Raw genomic sequence first — 19,289 nt, 5'->3', positions numbered from 1 at the left:
GATCTGATCGCTTTTTTGCGGCGCAAAAGGTACGGAGAATAATATGAAACGTGCATTTATTATGGTGCTGGACTCCTTTGGTATAGGTGCGACTGAAGACGCTGACCGCTTTGGCGACGTTGGCGCCGATACTATGGGGCATATTGCAGAAGCCTGTGCGAAAGGCGAAGCTGACAATGGTCGCAAAGGTCCGCTGAATTTGCCTAACCTGACCCGTCTGGGCCTGGTGAAAGCTCACGAAGGTTCTACAGGTAAAATTGCCGCCGGAATGGACGGTAATGCGGAAGTGATCGGTGCCTACGCATGGGCGCATGAACTCTCTTCCGGCAAAGACACGCCGTCTGGTCACTGGGAAATCGCCGGTGTGCCGGTGCTGTTTGACTGGGGTTACTTCTCCGATCATGAAAACAGCTTCCCGCAGGAGCTGCTGGACAAACTGGTTAAGCGCGCCAACCTGCCGGGCTACCTCGGCAACTGCCACTCTTCCGGTACGGTCATTCTGGATCAACTGGGCGAAGAACATATGAAAACCGGCAAGCCGATTTTCTATACCTCCGCTGACTCCGTGTTCCAGATTGCCTGTCACGAAGAGACCTACGGTCTGGATAAACTCTACGAGCTGTGCGAAATCGCCCGTGAAGAACTGACCGAAGGCGGCTACAACATTGGTCGCGTGATCGCCCGTCCGTTTATTGGTGATAAAGCTGGTAACTTCCAGCGTACCGGTAACCGTCACGATCTGGCCGTAGAACCGCCAGCGGCGACCGTTCTGCAGAAACTGGTCGACGAGAAAAAAGGCCATGTTGTCTCTGTCGGTAAGATTGCTGACATTTACGCGAACTGCGGTATCACTAAAAAAGTGAAAGCGACCGGTCTGGACGCGCTGTTCGACGCCACCATCAAAGAGATGAAAGAAGCGGGTGATGAGACCATCGTCTTCACCAACTTCGTCGACTTCGACTCTTCCTGGGGCCATCGTCGCGATATCGCCGGCTATGCCGCAGGCCTGGAGCTGTTCGACCGCCGCCTGCCTGAGCTGATGGAGCTGGTGGGGGAAGATGACATTCTGATCCTGACCGCTGACCACGGCTGTGACCCAAGCTGGCCGGGCACTGACCACACTCGTGAGCACATTCCGGTGTTGATCTATGGCCCGAAAGTCAAACCGGGTTCACTGGGTCACCGCGAAACCTTCGCGGATATCGGTCAGACGCTGGCGAGCTACTTTGGCACGTCGCCGATGGACTACGGTAAAAACATGCTGTAATGCAATTGCCCGGTGGCGCAAGCTTACCGGGCCTACGGTTTTGTAGGCCTGATAAGGCGTAGCCGCCATCAGGCAATAACAACGAAATAAGGATAAAAGATGGCAACTCCACATATTAATGCAGAAATGGGTGATTTCGCTGACGTCGTATTGATGCCTGGCGACCCGCTGCGTGCGAAGCACATTGCTGAAACTTTCCTCGAAGATGTCCGTGAAGTGAACAACGTTCGCGGCATGTTAGGTTTCACCGGGACTTACAAAGGCCGTAAGATCTCCGTCATGGGTCATGGTATGGGTATCCCATCCTGCTCCATCTACACCAAAGAACTGATCACCGATTTCGGCGTGAAGAAAATCATCCGCGTAGGCTCCTGTGGCGCTGTGCGTATGGACGTCAAACTACGTGACGTGGTGATTGGAATGGGTGCTTGCACCGACTCCAAAGTTAACCGTATCCGCTTTAAAGATCATGACTTTGCCGCTATTGCTGACTTCGACATGGTGCGTAATGCTGTTGATGCGGCCAAAGCGCTGGGCGTAGACGCGCGCGTGGGCAACCTGTTCTCCGCTGACCTGTTCTACTCGCCGGACGGCGAAATGTTCGACGTGATGGAAAAATACGGCGTGCTGGGCGTGGAAATGGAAGCGGCGGGTATCTACGGTGTTGCGGCTGAGTTTGGTGCGAAAGCGCTGACCATTTGCACCGTGTCCGACCATATCCGTACTCACGAGCAGACCACGGCTGCTGAACGTCAGACGACCTTCAACGACATGATCAAAATCGCGCTGGAATCCGTGCTGCTGGGCGATAAAGATTAATATCTTTAGTGCCGGGGGGCGGCTTCGCCTGACCCGGCCTACGGTTTTGTAAGCCCGCTAAGCACAGCGCCAGCGGGCTTTTTTATTAGCGTACCGCGCTCGCTATCCACGCCGACAGTTCTCGTAGCTCTTTTTCCTGTTGCGGGAAATCGCCAATCAACGCCTCGCACTCCTGTTGCAGCCTGTCCGCCCGATACAGACACCCTTGCAAGCTGCCCGCCAGCGCTTCTAATGGCGCGGGATTGAGGCTGTCGGTAAAGACCTGCGCGCGGGTGATATGGCCTTTCTCCACGTCGAAATGTAACTCGACGCCACCCCAGGTAAAACGCTCATCCAGCAGATGAGAGAAGGCAGGGGCCTGACCAAAGTTCCACTCCCAACTGCTCTGGCGGGCAAACGTTTCGGCGAAGTTGGGCAGATCCGGCGTGTTATCCGGGGAAATAATTTCAGCCGCTACGCGTTCGCCGTAGTGTTGGAAAAAGGCGTCGGTCACGGCTTCACAGATTTTTTCATGAGTGATCTCAGGCAGCAGTTCAACCAGATTCGCGACCCGACCACGCACGGAGGTGATCCCCTTCGCCTGAAGCTTTTTCTGATCAGGGTTGAGGTAATTCGCCAGACGACTGAGGTCGGCATTCAGCAACAGCGTACCGTGGTGGAACCCGCGATCTTTGGTTTCTCGATACGCCGAACCTGAAACTTTGCGATCGCCTTCGGCCGTTTTGACCACCAGATCGTTACGCCCGGAGGCGTCAGCGTTGACGCCCAGTGCGTTCAGGGCATTGAGTACGATAGTGGTGGAGATGGTTTTGTCGTATTCCGGTTTGCCTGCCATAAAGGTAAAGCAGGTATTACCGAGATCGTGAAACACCGCGCCGCCGCCGCTGCTACGGCGAGCCAGCCGGACGTTATCCTCTTCCATGCGTCGGGTATTGCACTCTTTCCACGGGTTTTGCGCCCGGCCAATGACCACCGTATCGGCGTTGCGCCATAAAAACAGCACGCGCTGCGTGGCGGGCATTTGACGAAAAATGCACTCTTCAACCGCCAGATTAAACCACGGATCGTAAGAGTCGGAGATAAGCAGGCGTAATGTGGTCATGGTTGATTTCCTTCCTGGTGAATTACTCTTTTTTCTCGCTGTCTTCTTCCTGCACCGGTTTGTTGGCGGTCAGCAGGAACGGCGATTGTTGCCAGCGGGTGCGCTTACCTTGCAGTAATGTCCGGGTTAATACCACGCCAATCGCCAGTGACAGGAGCAGCATCAGGCGTAGAATGTTGGTGGTGTTATCCACCTGTTTGGCCTCGGTGGCAAGGGTGTGGGTATCCAGCGTCAGGCGCAGGTAGCCCAGCGGACCATTTTTGCCCTGAATGGGTTCGACAATTTGCTGATTAAAATAGCCCCCGGCTTTTTTACCGTCCAGCGCCAGCCGGTCGCGAACATTCACGCTCTCACCGGCATGCGTAATGAGATCGCCCTGTTCATCATAGACGCCCGCATCGAGAATACGGCTCTCGTCGGTGAGTTGGCGCAGCACGACAGCGATGCGTTTTTCATCCGGCGTTTCGGTACGCATCAGCGGCGCGACGTTTAACGCAACCTGGCGGGCCAGCGTGCGGGCCAGCTCTTCCAGCTGCGGATTCCGCTGCTGTTGATGGTTTTGACTAAACCACGACGCGCCCTGCATCAGGGCGACGAGCAGCGCGAGGCAGGACAATACAATCACTGCACGATGAAGTCGGAATTTCAGTTTTGCGCGAGCCATATTCCACCTGCTGAAAATTTGAGACTTAATGTTGCCAGAAGCGCTGGTTACAGGGTAGCCTCATGCGTTATTTTCCCCTGATGATTCCGACCCGAACGATTTTACAGGAGCTTTAATGCCTAACATTACCTGGTGCGATCTACCTGAAGATGTCTCTCTGTGGCCAGGTCTGCCCCTCTCTTTAAGTGGTGATGAAGTGATGCCACTGGATTACCACGCGGGCCGTAGCGGCTGGCTGCTGTATGGTCGTGGGCTGGATAAACAACGCTTAACGCAATACCAGAGCAAACTGGGGGCGGCGATGGTGATTGTGGCGGCCTGGTGCGTCGAGGATTATCAGGTGATTCGCCTCGCGGGATCGTTAACGCCGCGGGCAACAAAACTGGCGCATGATGCCAAACTGGATGTTGCCCCGCTGGGGAAAATCCCGCATTTGCGCACGCCAGGCCTGCTGGTGATGGACATGGATTCGACGGCGATCCAGATCGAGTGCATTGATGAAATCGCTAAACTGGCCGGAACCGGCGAGATGGTCGCAGAAGTGACGGAACGCGCGATGCGCGGGGAGCTGGATTTTACCGCCAGCCTGCGCAGCCGCGTCGCCACGCTGAAGGGTGCGGATGCCAATATTTTGATGCAGGTACGTGAAAATCTCCCGCTGATGCCCGGCTTAACGCAACTGGTGCTGAAGCTGGAAACGCTGGGCTGGAAAGTCGCGATAGCCTCCGGTGGCTTTACCTTCTTTGCTGAATATCTGCGCGAAAAGCTGCGCCTGACGGCGGTTGTGGCGAACGAGCTGGAGATCATGGACGGGAAATTTACCGGCAACGTGATTGGCGATATCGTCGATGCTCAGTACAAGGCCACCACCCTGACCCGACTGGCGCAGGAATATGAAATCCCAATGACACAAACGGTGGCGATTGGCGACGGCGCTAACGATCTGCCGATGATCAAAACGGCAGGGCTGGGGATCGCCTACCATGCTAAGCCGAAAGTGAATGAAAAGACGGAGATTACTATCCGTCACGCTGACCTGATGGGGGTGTTCTGCATTCTCTCCGGCAGCATGAACCAGAAATAACGAGGTAAAACGTGGCAAAAGCTCCTAAACGCGCCTTTGTATGTAATGAATGCGGGGCCGATTATCCGCGCTGGCAGGGGCAATGTAGCGCCTGTCAGGCCTGGAACAGCATCACCGAGGTGCGTCTTGCGGCGTCACCGACGGTGGCACGTAACGAGCGCCTCAGCGGCTATGCCGGTAATGCAGGCGTCGCTAAGGTGCAAAAGCTGGCGGATATCAGTCTGGAAGAGCTGCCGCGTTTTTCTACCGGTTTTAAAGAGTTTGACCGCGTGTTGGGCGGCGGTGTGGTGCCCGGCAGTGCCATTCTGATCGGCGGTAATCCAGGCGCCGGGAAATCCACCCTGCTGCTGCAAACGCTGTGCAAGCTTGCCGAGCAGATGAAGACCCTGTACGTCACCGGGGAAGAATCGCTGCAACAGGTGGCGATGCGTGCCCATCGACTCGGTCTGCCGACGGCAAATCTGAATATGCTGTCAGAAACCAGCATTGAGCAGATTTGCCTGATTGCAGAGGAAGAGCAGCCAAAGCTGATGGTCATCGACTCCATTCAGGTGATGCACATGGCGGATATTCAGTCTTCGCCGGGCAGCGTGGCGCAGGTGCGTGAAACCGCCGCATACCTGACGCGCTTTGCTAAAACGCGCGGCGTGGCGATTGTCATGGTCGGTCACGTCACCAAAGATGGCTCTCTGGCTGGGCCAAAAGTACTGGAGCACTGCATTGACTGCTCGGTGCTGCTTGACGGCGATGCGGATTCTCGTTTCCGTACCCTGCGTAGCCATAAAAACCGCTTTGGTGCGGTGAATGAGCTTGGCGTCTTCGCCATGACCGAACAGGGCCTGCGCGAAGTCAGTAACCCTTCCGCTATTTTCTTAAGCCGCGGCGATGAAGTGACCTCCGGCAGCTCGGTGATGGTGGTCTGGGAAGGGACGCGTCCGCTGCTGGTGGAGATTCAGGCGCTGGTCGATCACTCGATGATGGCGAACCCTCGGCGCGTAGCAGTCGGATTGGAACAAAACCGTTTGGCGATCTTGCTGGCAGTGTTGCACCGTCACGGCGGCCTGCAAATGTCTGACCAGGACGTGTTCGTTAACGTGGTTGGTGGCGTCAAAGTCACCGAAACCAGTGCCGATCTTGCGTTACTGCTGGCGATGGTTTCCAGCCTGCGCGACAGGCCGCTACCGCACGATCTCGTGGTCTTTGGCGAAGTGGGGCTGGCGGGGGAGATTCGCCCGGTTCCCAGCGGCCAGGAGCGAATTTCTGAAGCGGCGAAGCACGGTTTCCGTCGGGCGATTGTCCCTGCCGCCAATGTGCCGAAAAAGGTGCCGGAAGGAATGCAGGTTTTTGGCGTTAAAAAGCTCGCGGATGCGTTAAACGTGTTTGACGACTTATAATTCATTACCCGTCGTCTTTCTGTCGGCAGGTATGTTGGCTGCCACCAGAAATCCATAGGGTAATTATTTGTTTCACCCTGTAGGCCTGATAAGCGAAGCGCCATCAGGCAGTGTTACGCGATTTTTCCAGCAGGAGGCTCTTGTGTCATCGTTCGACTATCTCAAAACCGCCATTAAGCAAAAGGGCTGTACCTTGCAACAGGTGGCGGATGCCAGTGGTATGACCAAGGGATATTTAAGCCAACTGCTGAATGCCAAAATCAAAAGCCCCAGCGCGCAAAAGCTGGAGGCGCTGCACCGTTTTCTCGGGCTTGAGTTTCCCCGTCAGCAGAAAAATATCGGTGTGGTATTCGGTAAGTTTTATCCGCTGCATACCGGGCATATCTATCTGATCCAGCGCGCCTGTAGCCAGGTTGACGAGCTGCATATCATCATGGGCTATGACGAAACGCGCGACCGTAGCCTGTTTGAAGACAGCGCCATGTCACAGCAGCCCACAGTTTCTGACCGTCTTCGCTGGCTGCTGCAAACCTTCAAATATCAGAAAAATATCCGTATTCATGCCTTTAATGAAGAAGGCATGGAGCCCTATCCGCACGGCTGGGATGTCTGGAGTAACGGCATAAAAACGTTTATGCAGGAGAAAGGGATCCAGCCAAACTGGATCTACACCTCTGAAGAAGCCGATGCGCCGCAGTATCTGGAACATCTGGGAATCGAAACGGTGCTGGTCGATCCCAAGCGCACATTCATGAGCATCAGCGGCGGGCAAATCCGTGAGAACCCGTTTCGCTACTGGGAGTATATTCCCACCGAGGTGAAACCGTTTTTCGTGCGCACCGTGGCGATCCTTGGCGGTGAGTCGAGCGGAAAATCGACGCTGGTGAACAAACTCGCCAATATCTTCAACACCACCAGTGCGTGGGAATATGGCCGTGATTACGTCTTCTCCCATTTGGGCGGCGATGAGATGGCTCTGCAGTATTCCGATTACGATAAAATCGCGCTTGGACAAGCGCAATACATTGATTTTGCAGTTAAATATGCTAATAAAGTGGCGTTTATCGACACCGACTTTGTCACGACGCAGGCGTTCTGTAAAAAGTACGAAGGGCGTGAGCACCCGTTTGTGCAGGCGCTGATCGACGAGTACCGCTTTGACCTGGTGATTCTGCTGGAAAATAACACGCCGTGGGTGGCAGATGGACTACGCAGTCTGGGCAGTTCGGTTGACCGGAAGGCGTTTCAGTCGCTGCTGGTGGAAATGCTGCAGGAAAATAACATCGATTTTGTCCACGTCGAGGAGCCTGACTATGACGGTCGCTTCCTGCGCTGCGTGGAGCTGGTGAAAGAATTGATGGGTGAGCAGGGGTAGATTTTAATGCCGGATGGCGGCGTAAACGCGTTGTCAGGCCTACAAGTTGCACTCACCTCGTAGGCCGGACACGCACAGCGCCATCCGGCACTTAACGGCAATTACTTAGAAATACGCTTGTACTTGATACGCTTCGGTTCCAGCGCATCTGCGCCCAGCGTGCGTTTCTTGTACTCTTCGTATTCAGTAAAGTTACCTTCGAAGAACTCGACTTTGCCTTCATCCTGGTAATCCAGAATGTGGGTGGCAATACGGTCGAGGAACCAACGGTCGTGCGAGATAACCATTGCGCAGCCCGGGAACTCCAGCAGGGCGTTTTCCAGCGCGCGCAGGGTTTCGATATCCAGGTCGTTGGTCGGTTCATCGAGCAGCAGCATGTTGCCGCCAACCTGCAGCAGCTTCGCCAGGTGCAGACGACCACGCTCACCACCGGACAACTCGCCGACGCGTTTACCCTGATCAACACCTTTGAAGTTGAAGCGGCCTACGTAAGCGCGGCTTGGCATTTCGGTGTTGCCGATCTTCATGATATCCAGCCCGCCGGACACTTCTTCCCACACGGTTTTGCTGTTATCCATTGCGTCACGGAACTGGTCAACGGAGGCCAGTTTCACGGTTTCACCCAGTTCAATGGTGCCGCTATCTGGCTGTTCTTCACCGGAGAGCATGCGGAACAGGGTGGATTTACCCGCGCCGTTCGGACCGATGATCCCGACGATAGCGCCTTTCGGTACCGAGAAGCTCAGGTCGTCGATCAGGACGCGGTCGCCGTAGGATTTACGCAGGTTGGTAACCTCAACGACTTTATCGCCCAGACGAGGTCCTGGTGGGATAAACAGTTCGTTGGTTTCGTTACGCTTCTGGTATTCGGTATTGTTGAGCTCTTCAAAGCGTGCCAGACGGGCTTTACCCTTCGACTGACGGCCTTTTGCACCCTGGCGTACCCACTCCAGCTCTTTCTCAATGGATTTACGGCGAGCCGCTTCCTGAGAGGCTTCCTGCGCCAGACGCTGATCTTTCTGCTCCAGCCAGGAAGAGTAGTTACCTTCCCACGGAATACCTTCACCACGGTCAAGCTCCAGGATCCAGCCAGCCACGTTATCGAGGAAGTAACGGTCGTGGGTAATTGCCACCACGGTCCCTTCGAAGTCGTGCAGGAAGCGTTCCAGCCATGCCACGGATTCTGCATCCAGGTGGTTGGTCGGTTCGTCGAGCAGCAGCATGTCTGGTTTTTCCAGCAGCAGGCGGCACAGCGCGACGCGGCGGCGTTCACCCCCGGACAGCTTCTCAATTTTGGCATCCCAGTCCGGCAGACGGAGTGCGTCAGCTGCGCGCTCCAGCTGTACGTTCAGGTTGTGGCCGTCGTGTGCCTGAATGATTTCTTCGAATTTACCCTGCTGTGCGGCAAGCTTATCGAAGTCGGCATCCGGCTCGGCGTACTTCGCGTACACTTCATCCAGGCCTTTCAGGGCGTTAACCACGTCGGCGACCGCTTCTTCAACGGACTCACGCACGGTATGTTCCGGATTCAGCTTCGGCTCCTGAGGCAGGTAACCGATCTTGAGGCCCGGCTGTGGACGAGCTTCGCCCTCGATGTCGGTATCAATACCGGCCATGATGCGCAGCAGGGTGGATTTACCCGCGCCGTTCAGACCGAGTACACCGATTTTGGCACCCGGGAAGAAGCTCAGAGAGATGTTTTTAAGAATATGACGTTTCGGCGGAACGACTTTGCCGACACGATGCATGGTATAAACGAATTGAGCCACGTTGGACTTCGCCTCTTTTATATACTCTTCATCCTTCAGGCTGCCTCTGTGTTGGCTGCATTCGAAAACCCTGGTCACATAGCCATCTATGCTCGCAGGGATTTTCTCTCTTGCCGCCTTGATGCAGCCAGAATGATTTTGAGTAGGGTGATGAATAGTTATCAAAGGCGAAGTGTAGCCTTTTTCATTGCTCAATCCCAGCCAGCAGATCTCACTCGCAACAAAAGTAAAAAAGTGTCCGGAACGTGGCACTTTCTGCAATGTCTGATTAGCATGAATCTATTAAGCGGCATGATGCTGCACAGTCGTAACACGATAAGAGGAAGAGCTTGTGGACAAAGCCAAACACGTAGCCTGGCGCCTGCTGGCAGCCAGCGTATGTCTGCTGACGGTCAGTCAAGTGGCGCGAGCGGATTCTCTGGATGAACAGCGCAATCGCTATGCACAAATTAAGCAGGCCTGGGATAACCGGCAGATGGACGTCGTCGAGCAGATGATGCCGGGCCTGAAAAGCTACCCTCTGTATCCCTACCTTGAATATCGCCAGATTACTGACGATCTGATGAATCAGCCCACCGTTACCGTCACCAATTTTGTGCGCGCTAATCCAACGCTGCCGCCTGCACGCACGTTGCAATCGCGCTTCGTGAACGAACTGGCACGTCGGGAAGACTGGCGAGGGTTGTTAGCATTCAGCCCGGATAAGCCCGGCACCACCGAAGCGCAATGTAATTACTACTATGCGAAATGGAGTACCGGGCAGGCCGAAGAAGCCTGGCAAGGTGCAAAAGATCTTTGGCTGACCGGGAAGAGTCAGCCTAACGCCTGTGACAAATTATTCGGCGTATGGCGGGCATCGGGGACTCAGGATCCGTTAGCGTATCTTGAACGTATTCGCCTGGCGATGAAGGCGGGTAATACCGGACTGGTTACCGCGCTGGCCGGACAAATGCCAGCGGATTATCAGACCATTGCTTCAGCGATTATTGCACTGGCAAATAACCCTAATTCGGTGATGACGTTTGCGCGCACCACCGGCGCTACGGATTTTACCCGTCAGATGGCGGCGGTGGCGTTTGCCAGCGTAGCGCGTCAGGACGCGGAAAATGCACGTTTGATGATCCCTTCATTGGCGCAGGCGCAGCAGTTAAATGACGATCAAACTCAGGAGCTGCGCGATATCGTCGCCTGGCGTCTGATGGGCAACGACGTTACTGACGAGCAGGCCAAATGGCGCGATGACGCGATTATGCGCTCACAATCCACCACGCTTGTGGAGCGCCGCGTGCGGATGGCGCTGGGAACTGGCGATCGTCGAGGGCTGAATACCTGGCTGGCGCGCCTGCCGATGGACGCGAAGGAAAAAGATGAATGGCGTTACTGGCAGGCGGATCTGCTGCTGGAGCGTGGACGTGACGCCGAAGCGAAAGAGATCCTGCATGCGCTGATGCAGCAGCGTGGCTTCTATCCGATGGTGGCGGCACAGCGCCTTGGTGAAGAATACACGCTGAAAATCGACAAAGCGCCTGCGGATGTTGACGCTGCCCTGACGCAGGGACCGGAGATGGCGCGCGTACGTGAGTTGATGTACTGGAACATGGACAACACCGCGCGCAGCGAGTGGGCGAATCTGGTCACCAGCCGCACCAAGTCTGAGCAGGCGCAGCTGGCGCGTTATGCGTTTAACAACCACTGGTGGGATCTGAGCGTGCAGGCCACGATCGCTGGCAAACTCTGGGATCATCTGGAAGAGCGTTTCCCGCTGGCCTACAAAGATCTGTTTACCCGTTACACCAGCGGGAAAGACATTCAGCCAAGCTACGCGATGGCCATTGCCCGTCAGGAAAGTGCCTGGAACCCGAAGGTAAAATCGCCGGTGGGTGCCAGCGGGTTGATGCAAATTATGCCGGGTACGGCGACGCATACAGTGAAGATGTTCTCGATTCCGGGTTACAGCAGTCCTAATCAGCTGTTGGATCCTGAGACCAATATCAACATCGGCACCAGCTATTTACAGTATGTGTATCAACAGTTTGGCAATAACCGCATCTTTGCTTCAGCAGCCTATAACGCCGGACCGGGTCGCGTTCGTACCTGGCTTGGCAACAGTGCAGGGCGCATTGACGCGGTGGCCTTTGTAGAAAGCATCCCGTTCTCCGAGACCCGTGGGTACGTGAAAAACGTGCTGGCTTACGATGCCTACTATCGTTACTTCCTCGGTGATAAGCCGGAATTGATGAACGACGCAGAATGGCAACGCCGTTACTGATCGTGGTGAGTGTGTTATGCTATCGTACTCGTTAAAGAGTACAAAGGGGGAGGCAATCGCGCCTCCCCCGCAACGATGGCGATATCTTATGACTCAGCAATCACCCTATTCAGCAGAGATGGCAGAACAGCGTCACCAGGAGTGGTTACGTTTTGTCGACCTGCTTAAACACGCTTATGAGCAAGATTTACACCAGCCATTGCTCAATTTGATGTTAACGCCTGATGAGCGCGAAGCGCTGGGGACTCGCGTGCGCATTATTGAAGAACTGCTGCGCGGCGAGATGAGCCAACGCGAGTTGAAAAACGAGCTTGGGGCCGGTATTGCGACCATAACGCGTGGGTCCAATAGCCTCAAAACTGCGCCGGTCGAGCTGCGTCAGTGGCTGGAACAGGTGCTGCTCGGAAAAGATTGAATTGCCTGATGGCGCAGTGCTTATCAGGCCTATAACGTAGCGCAAATAATTACCGATACACCGCGTTATGGAACGGGCTGAGCGCCAGGATCACCGCCTGGTGATAGACGCTGGCACGGGTTAACTTCCCGGCGGTAAACACGCCAATCGCCCCTTCTTTACGGCCTATCTCGTCAATGCCTGTGTACTGTGACATCACCGGACCGAGCGCTTCTCCCTGACGGACTCTGTCGAGAATCACCGCCGGCAGCGGCAGCGTAGCGGAACGCGCTTCACCGCGCTGAACGCCATTATCAATCACCACCCAGCTGAAGGTCGCGTCATCGTCAATGCCAGCTTCAATGGCCACCCAGAAATCGGCCTGCGGATGCAGGCGGCGTGCGTTATCTATGCGATTTCGTGCGCCAGTGCGCGTTTCCTGACTTCCAAAAGGTTGTTCCGGCACACCGCTCTCGACGGCGACGGGTTCAATATGGCAGGATCCTTCACCGAAAATCTCTTCAAATGCCCGAAGAATTGCCTGAATTTTGGCAGGATTGGTGGTCGCAGAGATAACCTTGTGCATAATTAAGCTCAGTTTGAAAATTCATCGCATCGCAGTATAACGGAAAAAACGCATGTTACAGGTATACCTTGTTCGCCACGGTGAAACGCAGTGGAACGCCGAGCGACGTATTCAAGGCCAGTCAGACAGCCCGCTGACCGCTAAAGGTGAACAGCAAGCTATGCAGGTTGGCGAACGCGCCCGCTCGCTTGGCATTACTCACGTCATCAGTAGCGATTTAGGTCGTACACGACGCACCGCAGAAATCATCGCCCAGGCGTGTGGCTGTGATATCACCTTCGACGCCCGCCTGCGCGAGCTGAATATGGGGGTGCTGGAAAAGCGCCACATCGACTCTCTGACGCCAGAGGAAGAGGGCTGGCGTCGCCAGTTAGTCAACGGCACGGTTGATGGTCGTATTCCGGATGGGGAATCCATGCAGGAACTGGCCGATCGTGTTAACGCCGCGCTGGCATCTTGTCTGGAACTGCCGCAAGGGAGCCGCCCATTGCTGGTAAGCCACGGTATTGCGCTGGGTTGCCTGGTGAGTACGATTCTGGGACTGCCCGCTTGGGCTGAGCGTCGGCTGCGTCTGCGCAACTGCTCGATTTCCCGCGTCGATTATCAGGAAAGTTTATGGCTTGCGCCGGGTTGGGTGGTCGAAACGGCAGGGGATATCTCGCATCTGGACGCCCCTGCGTTGGATGAGCTACAGCGTTAACGGCGAATAGGAATCAGGAATTCGCAGCGTAGGTTAATAGGGCGATCGCCTGCTTTGGCATCTTCTGCCGGGTAGTATCGCTCTATATCCTGACCTTTACGACGGGTCAGGTTCAGCATTGGCATACAGGTGCCATACACTGTCAGAATAAATTCCTGCACGCCCGTTCCCAGGCCTTCATAGGTAAACATGACATATTCGCCGCCCTGCAACAGGATTGGCTGCGCGGACGGTACATAGCCGCTGGCCTGTTCCGGTGTGAGTGCGGTGGTATAGAAGACTTCCTGCTCGTCATCTTTTTCAAAACTCGGACGCGTTTCGTTGAGTCCGTACAGCACCGGCGGAATGGCAGGAGCCTGGCTCAGGAAGTCGCGCCAGAACTGAATACGCATTTCATGACGGAAGTCGGAAATCTGTTCCAGCGAGCAAGAGTAGCTTTGCGTGGTGCCGAGCAACTGCGTGTCTTCCAGCGTCACGAACTGATGCGCTGGCATCGCAAATTCCCCGAGTCGCATCGGTGGGCGAATACCAAAAGCGCTCCATTCCGGCGAGCGGCGGTACAGTGCAGGCGTCTGAGCGAATTGTTTTTTGAACGCACGGGTAAACGTCTGTTGAGAGTCAAAACGGTATTGCAGGGCAATATCCAGAATCGGACGCGCAGTCAGGCGTAGCGCCACAGCGGACTTCGATAAACGACGGGCGCGGATGTAGGCACCAATAGCGTGGCCCGTCACGTCCTTAAACATTCTCTGCAGATGCCACTTGGAATAGCCTGCTTTTGCCGCCACATTGTCAAGCGACAGAGGCTGATCCAGATGACCTTCCAGCCAGATTAATAGGTCGCGAATAATGCCAGCCTGATCCATAAAATATCCTCATCCTTTCAACAGCGAGTACCTGACGTCAGGTAAGAGGATAATAGCATTTTTTGCTGTTTTAGCATTCAGTGTTTTTTTTGCTCATAAATGCTGTTTTCGGACATACGAAAGCGTGATTATTGTAATCCTGTGATCTGTATACATTTTATTTTAGAATGTTGAATAATTGCTCAGGGCAACTTTTAAAAATGGTAACAATATGAAATATAAGAGCTTAGTCATTTCCTCAATTTTGCTGTTGTTGGCGCAGGTGGCCCATGCGGAGCAGATTGGTTCTGTCGATACGGTATTTAAAATGTTTGGGCCGGATCATAAAATCGTCGTCGAAGCGTTTGACGATCCCGATGTAACCAATGTGACCTGCTATGTTAGCCGCGCAAAAACCGGTGGCATTAAGGGCGGGTTAGGGCTGGCTGAAGATACCTCCGATGCCGCCATTTCCTGCCAGCAAGTGGGGCCGGTTGAGCTGAGTGACAGAATCAAGAACGGTAAAGCGCAGGGCGAAGTCGTCTTTAAGAAACGGACGTCGCTGGTGTTTAAATCATTACAGGTGGTGCGTTTTTATGATGAAAAACGCAACACGCTGGCGTATCTGGCCTATTCCGACAAGGTTGTCGACGGTTCGCCGAAAAATGCCATCAGCGCGGTGCCCATCATGCCGTGGCGGCAGTAACAAGGAAGCAAAATGCAACAGGCGTTGATCTGGTTGGTTGAGGATGAGCAGGGTATCGCGGATACGCTTATCTACATGCTGCAACAGGAAGGTTTTAGCGTGGAAGCGTTTGAGCGTGGACTGCCGGTGCTGGAAAGCGCGCGTCAGCGATGCCCGGATGCGATAATCCTCGACGTCGGACTGCCTGATATCAGCGGTTTTGAACTGTGCCGACGTCTGCTGGAGCGCCACCCGGCGCTGCCGGTTCTTTTTCTGACCGCCCGCAGCGATGAAGTGGACCGCCTGTTAGGTCTGGAGATCGGCGCGGATGATTACGTCGCCAAACCCTTCTCGCCGCGCGAGGTGTGCGCCCGAGTGCGCACGCTGCTGCGGCGGGTGAGGAAATTTGCAGCACCGCCATCGGCAGCGCGTTTTGGCAATTTTGAACTCAATGAACCCGCCGCGCAGATTGCGTGGTTTGGCTGTCCGTTAAACCTGACGCGCTATGAGTTCCTGTTGCTGAAAACCTTGCTGATGTCGCCGGGGCGTATCTACTCGCGCCAGCAACTGATGGATTTAGTTTGGGCCGATGCGCAGGATACCTACGACAGAACGGTGGACACGCACATCAAAACACTGCGCGCCAAACTGCGGGCTATTAATCCGGATCTCTCGCCGATTAACACGCATCGCGGGATGGGATACAGCCTGAGGAACGCCTGATGCGCATTGGCATGCGACTGCTGCTGGGCTACTTTTTGATTGTCGCCGTTGCCGCCTGGTTTGTTCTGTCTATTTTTGTGCAGGAGATTAAACCTGGCGTACGCCGGGCCACCGAAGGCACGCTGATTGACACCGCCACGCTGTTAGCGGCGCTGGCACGCGACGACGTACTCTCTGGCTCTGCTGCCAACGGCAAGTTGGCGCAGGCCTTCTCGCAACTGCATAACCGCCCTTTTCGTGCCAACATCAGCGGCATTAACAAAGTGCGCAATGAGTATCACGTCTACATGACTGATGCTCAGGGCAAGGTGTTGTTTGATTCCGCCAATAAAGCAGTAGGGGAAGATTATTCCCGCTGGAACGACGTGTGGTTAACGCTGCGCGGGCAATATGGTGCGCGCAGTACGCTGCAAAATCCGGCTGACCCGGAAAGCTCGGTGATGTACGTTGCGGCACCGATTATCGACGGTGAGCGCATTATTGGGGTGCTTAGCGTCGGGAAGCCCAATGCGGCAATGGCACCGGTAATTAAACGCAGCGAGCGGCGGATGCTGTGGGCGAGCGCGGTGTTGCTGGGGATCGCATTAGTGATTGGCGTGGGAATGGTATGGTGGATCAACCGCTCTATTGCCCGCCTGGCGCGCTATGCTGACTCGGTGACGGAGAATCGGCCCGTCGCGTTACCGGATTTAGGCAGCAGTGAATTGCGAAAACTGGCGCAGGCGCTGGAAAGTATGCGCCTGAAGCTGGAGGGTAAGAATTACATTGAGCAGTATGTGTATGCCTTAACCCATGAACTGAAAAGCCCGCTGGCGGCTATTCGTGGCGCGGCGGAGATTTTACGTGAAGGGCCGCCACCTGACGTGGTGGCACGTTTTACCGAAAATATTCTGACGCAAAATGCGCGTATGCAGGCACTGGTCGAAACCCTGTTGCGCCAGGCGCGGCTGGAAAACCGGCAGGATGTTGCGTTTACGCCCGTTGCGGTTGATGTACTGTTTGCTCAGTTGCGCGAGTCGCGTAGCGTCCAGTTGGCTGCTAAACATATCACGCTCAACATTGTGCCCTCATCATGGGTGGTTGCGGCTGAACCTGCGCTGCTGGAGCAGGCCATGGGTAATCTGCTGGATAACGCCATCGACTTTACCCCTGAACAGGGGACCATTGTCCTGAGTGCGCAGCAGCAAGGAGAAAAGGTCTCATTGCAGGTGACGGACTGCGGCAGCGGGATCCCTGATTTTGCGTTACCGCGCATTTTTGAACGATTTTATTCACTGCCCCGCAAGAATGGTCACAAGAGCAGCGGTCTGGGGCTGGCGTTTGTCAGCGAAGTCGCCCGTCTGTTTGACGGCGATGTGACGCTGAGTAATCGCCCCGAAGGCGGGGTACAGGCGTCGTTCACACTTCACCGTCACTTCACATAACTTCAAATTCTGCGCACATAGCCGTTCTACCTTGTCGTCATTGCAAAGGAGAACGCTATGTTGAAATCCCCCCTATTCTGGAAAATCGTCACCTTAGGTGGCGCCATGCTGTTGCTGTTAATTCCTCTGACGATGGTCAGGCAGATAATCGTTGAGCGATCGGATTACCGTAATGAGGTCGAAGATGCTATCCGGCAGAGTACCAGTGGGCCGCAGAAGTTAGTTGGGCCGCTAATTGCTATCCCCGTGACCGAACTTTATACCTCGCTGGAAGACGGTAAAGAAGTCTCGCAAAAGCGCAGCTATATCCATTTCTGGCTGCCGGAGTCGTTGATGGTTGAGGGCAATCAAAATGTTGAAGGACGTAAAGTCGGCATTTATGAGGGCCAGGTCTGGCATAACGATGTGTCGTTGAACGCGGAGTTCAATGCGGAACGGCTGAGTGAATTGCATCACCCTAATATAACGTTAGGGAAACCGTTTATTGTGGTTGGCGTCGGCGACGCACGCGGGATTGGCGTGGTGAAAGTGCCGCAGATTAACGGGACGTCGCTGGCCGTTGAGCCGGGAACGGGGCTTGATGGGCGTGCGCAGGGGATCCACATTCCGCTGCCGGATGCGGAATGGACGAAGCAAAACCTTAGTCTGGCGCTGTCGCTTAATCTGAACGGTACCGGGGATTTTTCCGTTGTCCCCATTGGACGTAACAGCGAAATGACCCTAACCAGTAACTGGCCGCATCCCAATTTTCTGGGGGATTTTTTGCCCACGAAGCGTGAAGTTAGTGCATCAGGGTTTACGGCCCAATGGCAAAGCAGCTGGTTTGCCAATAACCTCGGTGATCGTTTTGATGGGGAAAAAATTGGCTGGCAGGGAATGCCAGCGTTTAGCGTGGCGGTAGCTACACCGGCCGATCAATATCAGCTGACCGACAGAGCAACGAAGTATGCCATCTTACTGATCGTACTGACTTTTATGTCTTTCTTTGTGCTTGAGAGTATGACCAGTCTGCGCCTGCACCCCATGCAGTATCTGTTGGTAGGGTTATCGCTGGTGATGTTTTATCTGCTGTTGCTGGCACTGTCAGAACATATTGGTTTTACCGCGGCGTGGATTATTGCCAGCCTGATTGGTGCCCTGATGAACGGCGTGTATTTACAGGCGGTATTACAAGGGTGGCGTAACAGTATTCTGTTCACCCTGGCGCTGTTGGCACTGGACGGGGTGATGTGGGTGTTACTGCGTTCGCAGGACAGTTCTTTGCTACTGGGAACCGGCGTGCTGTTATTGGCACTGTGCGGGATTATGTTCCTGACGCGTCATCTTGACTGGCACGCACTGGCTCGGCCCAAAGCAAAAGAGACGCAACCCGTGGAAAACGATGAATTTCGTTTGTGGAAGTAGGGTGGAGATAAAATGAAAAACGGCGCTTTACGCGCCGTTTTTGTTCCCGCAAGGATGAGATTAATCCTGCAGGTCGCCGCAGAAACGATAGCCTTCACCGTGAATGGTGGCGATGATTTCTGGCGTATCCGGCGTAGATTCGAAATGCTTACGAATACGACGGATAGTCACGTCAACGGTACGGTCATGCGGCTTCAGTTCGCGACCGGTCATTTTTTTCAGCAGTTCTGCGCGAGACTGGATCTTGCCCGGATTCTCACAGAAGTGAAGCATGGCACGGAATTCGCTGCGTGGCAGTTTATACTGCTCGCCGTCAGGACCGATCAGAGAACGGCTGTTGATGTCCAGTTCCCAACCATTGAACTTGTAGCTTTCGACGCTACGACGTTCTTCGCTGACCGTGCCCAGGTTCATGGTACGGGACAGCAAGTTACGAGCACGGATAGTCAGTTCACGCGGGTTAAACGGTTTGGTGATGTAATCATCCGCGCCGATTTCGAGGCCGAGAATTTTATCGACTTCGTTATCGCGGCCCGTCAGGAACATCAGCGCAACGTTAGCTTGTTCGCGGAGTTCGCGCGCTAACAGAAGACCGTTTTTACCTGGCAGATTGATATCCATAATCACAAGGTTGATGTCATATTCAGAGAGGATCTGATGCATTTCCGCGCCATCTGTCGCCTCGAATACATCATAGCCTTCCGCTTCGAAAATGCTTTTCAACGTGTTACGTGTTACTAACTCGTCTTCAACGATAAGAATGTGCGGGGTCTGCATGTTTGCTA

General features: G+C 54.6%; 18 protein-coding genes. 12 read left to right on the top strand and 6 right to left on the bottom strand.

The features are described 5' to 3' along the window. Positions 1 to 43: 43 nt before the first annotated feature. Both deoB and deoD read left to right on the top strand, forming a co-directional pair. Positions 44 to 1,267: a phosphopentomutase gene (deoB, locus tag M2374_RS11080; protein WP_096758401.1), complete on the top strand. Its 1,224-nt coding sequence runs from the start codon at positions 44 to 46 to the stop codon at positions 1,265 to 1,267. Between the two features lie 99 nt (positions 1,268 to 1,366). After that, the gene (gene deoD / locus M2374_RS11075) at positions 1,367 to 2,086 is read left to right on the top strand and encodes a purine-nucleoside phosphorylase (RefSeq protein ID WP_181688488.1); all 720 of its coding nucleotides are present in this window, start codon (positions 1,367 to 1,369) and stop codon (positions 2,084 to 2,086) included. An 85-nt stretch (positions 2,087 to 2,171) separates the two neighbouring features. Here the strand turns inward: deoD and lplA are convergent, their stop codons facing one another. Together lplA and M2374_RS11065 are read right to left on the bottom strand one after the other, a co-directional pair. Continuing rightward, positions 2,172 to 3,188 carry a lipoate--protein ligase LplA gene (lplA, locus tag M2374_RS11070; protein ID WP_115259522.1) on the bottom strand — a complete coding sequence of 339 codons (1,017 nt, stop codon included), beginning with the start codon at positions 3,186 to 3,188 and terminating at the stop codon, positions 2,172 to 2,174. 22 nt (positions 3,189 to 3,210) lie between these two features. Next, positions 3,211 to 3,852 (bottom strand): YtjB family periplasmic protein, encoded by a 642-nt coding sequence (locus tag M2374_RS11065; protein WP_096758398.1) that lies wholly within the window; start codon positions 3,850 to 3,852, stop codon positions 3,211 to 3,213. A gap of 115 nt (positions 3,853 to 3,967) precedes the next feature. On the opposite strand from M2374_RS11065, the gene serB reads away from it, so the two are divergent. The 3 genes from serB (at position 3,968) to nadR (ending at position 7,705) form a co-directional block, all read left to right on the top strand. Beyond that, positions 3,968 to 4,936, top strand: a complete 969-nt coding sequence (gene serB, locus M2374_RS11060; RefSeq protein WP_115259521.1) for a phosphoserine phosphatase — start codon at positions 3,968 to 3,970, stop codon at positions 4,934 to 4,936. Between the two features lie 11 nt (positions 4,937 to 4,947). Continuing rightward, complete coding sequence (gene radA / locus M2374_RS11055; RefSeq protein ID WP_096758396.1) at positions 4,948 to 6,330, top strand: DNA repair protein RadA; 1,383 nt, start codon at positions 4,948 to 4,950, stop codon at positions 6,328 to 6,330. A gap of 142 nt (positions 6,331 to 6,472) precedes the next feature. Next, positions 6,473 to 7,705, top strand: a complete 1,233-nt coding sequence (gene nadR / locus M2374_RS11050) for a multifunctional transcriptional regulator/nicotinamide-nucleotide adenylyltransferase/ribosylnicotinamide kinase NadR (RefSeq protein WP_135912622.1) — start codon at positions 6,473 to 6,475, stop codon at positions 7,703 to 7,705. A 101-nt stretch (positions 7,706 to 7,806) separates the two neighbouring features. On the opposite strand, the gene ettA is transcribed toward nadR, so the two are convergent. Continuing rightward, the gene (ettA, locus tag M2374_RS11045) at positions 7,807 to 9,474 is read right to left on the bottom strand and encodes an energy-dependent translational throttle protein EttA (RefSeq protein WP_096758394.1); all 1,668 of its coding nucleotides are present in this window, start codon (positions 9,472 to 9,474) and stop codon (positions 7,807 to 7,809) included. 331 nt (positions 9,475 to 9,805) lie between these two features. Here ettA and sltY point away from each other — a divergent pair, with 331 nt between their 5' ends. Together sltY and trpR are read left to right on the top strand one after the other, a co-directional pair. Continuing rightward, entirely contained in the window at positions 9,806 to 11,743 is a 1,938-nt protein-coding gene (gene sltY, locus M2374_RS11040; protein ID WP_115259518.1) for a murein transglycosylase, read from the top strand. 88 nt (positions 11,744 to 11,831) lie between these two features. Beyond that, positions 11,832 to 12,158: a trp operon repressor gene (gene trpR, locus M2374_RS11035; protein ID WP_096758392.1), complete on the top strand. Its 327-nt coding sequence runs from the start codon at positions 11,832 to 11,834 to the stop codon at positions 12,156 to 12,158. Between the two features lie 49 nt (positions 12,159 to 12,207). On the opposite strand, the gene yjjX is transcribed toward trpR, so the two are convergent. Next, complete coding sequence (gene yjjX / locus M2374_RS11030; protein ID WP_096758391.1) at positions 12,208 to 12,723, bottom strand: inosine/xanthosine triphosphatase; 516 nt, start codon at positions 12,721 to 12,723, stop codon at positions 12,208 to 12,210. A 52-nt stretch (positions 12,724 to 12,775) separates the two neighbouring features. On the opposite strand from yjjX, the gene gpmB reads away from it, so the two are divergent. After that, positions 12,776 to 13,423 (top strand): 2,3-diphosphoglycerate-dependent phosphoglycerate mutase GpmB, encoded by a 648-nt coding sequence (gpmB, locus tag M2374_RS11025; protein ID WP_096758390.1) that lies wholly within the window; start codon positions 12,776 to 12,778, stop codon positions 13,421 to 13,423. Here gpmB and robA read toward each other — a convergent pair. Then, positions 13,420 to 14,289 (bottom strand): MDR efflux pump AcrAB transcriptional activator RobA, encoded by an 870-nt coding sequence (gene robA / locus M2374_RS11020; RefSeq protein WP_096758389.1) that lies wholly within the window; start codon positions 14,287 to 14,289, stop codon positions 13,420 to 13,422. The genes gpmB and robA overlap by 4 nt on opposite strands. A 211-nt stretch (positions 14,290 to 14,500) precedes the next feature. Between robA and creA the strand changes: the two genes are divergently transcribed. Genes creA through creD form a run of 4 tightly spaced genes read left to right on the top strand, consistent with a single transcriptional unit; the run spans position 14,501 to position 18,504 of the window. Continuing rightward, on the top strand, positions 14,501 to 14,974 hold the full coding sequence (gene creA / locus M2374_RS11015) for a protein CreA (protein ID WP_096758388.1): 474 nt from the start codon (positions 14,501 to 14,503) through the stop codon (positions 14,972 to 14,974). Between the two features lie 12 nt (positions 14,975 to 14,986). Beyond that, on the top strand, positions 14,987 to 15,676 hold the full coding sequence (gene creB, locus M2374_RS11010) for a two-component system response regulator CreB (protein WP_096758387.1): 690 nt from the start codon (positions 14,987 to 14,989) through the stop codon (positions 15,674 to 15,676). After that, a complete protein-coding gene (gene creC / locus M2374_RS11005; RefSeq protein ID WP_117342346.1) occupies positions 15,676 to 17,100 on the top strand; it encodes a two-component system sensor histidine kinase CreC in 1,425 nt (474 codons plus the stop codon). The genes creB and creC overlap by 1 nt, the downstream gene beginning before the upstream one ends. A gap of 57 nt (positions 17,101 to 17,157) precedes the next feature. Then, entirely contained in the window at positions 17,158 to 18,504 is a 1,347-nt protein-coding gene (gene creD, locus M2374_RS11000; protein ID WP_115259515.1) for a cell envelope integrity protein CreD, read from the top strand. A gap of 60 nt (positions 18,505 to 18,564) precedes the next feature. Here creD and arcA read toward each other — a convergent pair whose 3' ends face one another. Further along, positions 18,565 to 19,281 (bottom strand): two-component system response regulator ArcA, encoded by a 717-nt coding sequence (gene arcA, locus M2374_RS10995; RefSeq protein WP_001194359.1) that lies wholly within the window; start codon positions 19,279 to 19,281, stop codon positions 18,565 to 18,567. Positions 19,282 to 19,289 lie beyond the last annotated feature (8 nt).

This window comes from Citrobacter sp. JUb117, from assembly GCF_024809055.1.
GTDB classification, from domain to species: domain Bacteria; phylum Pseudomonadota; class Gammaproteobacteria; order Enterobacterales; family Enterobacteriaceae; genus Citrobacter; species Citrobacter gillenii.
This window is presented reverse-complemented; position numbering and strand designations above follow the sequence as displayed.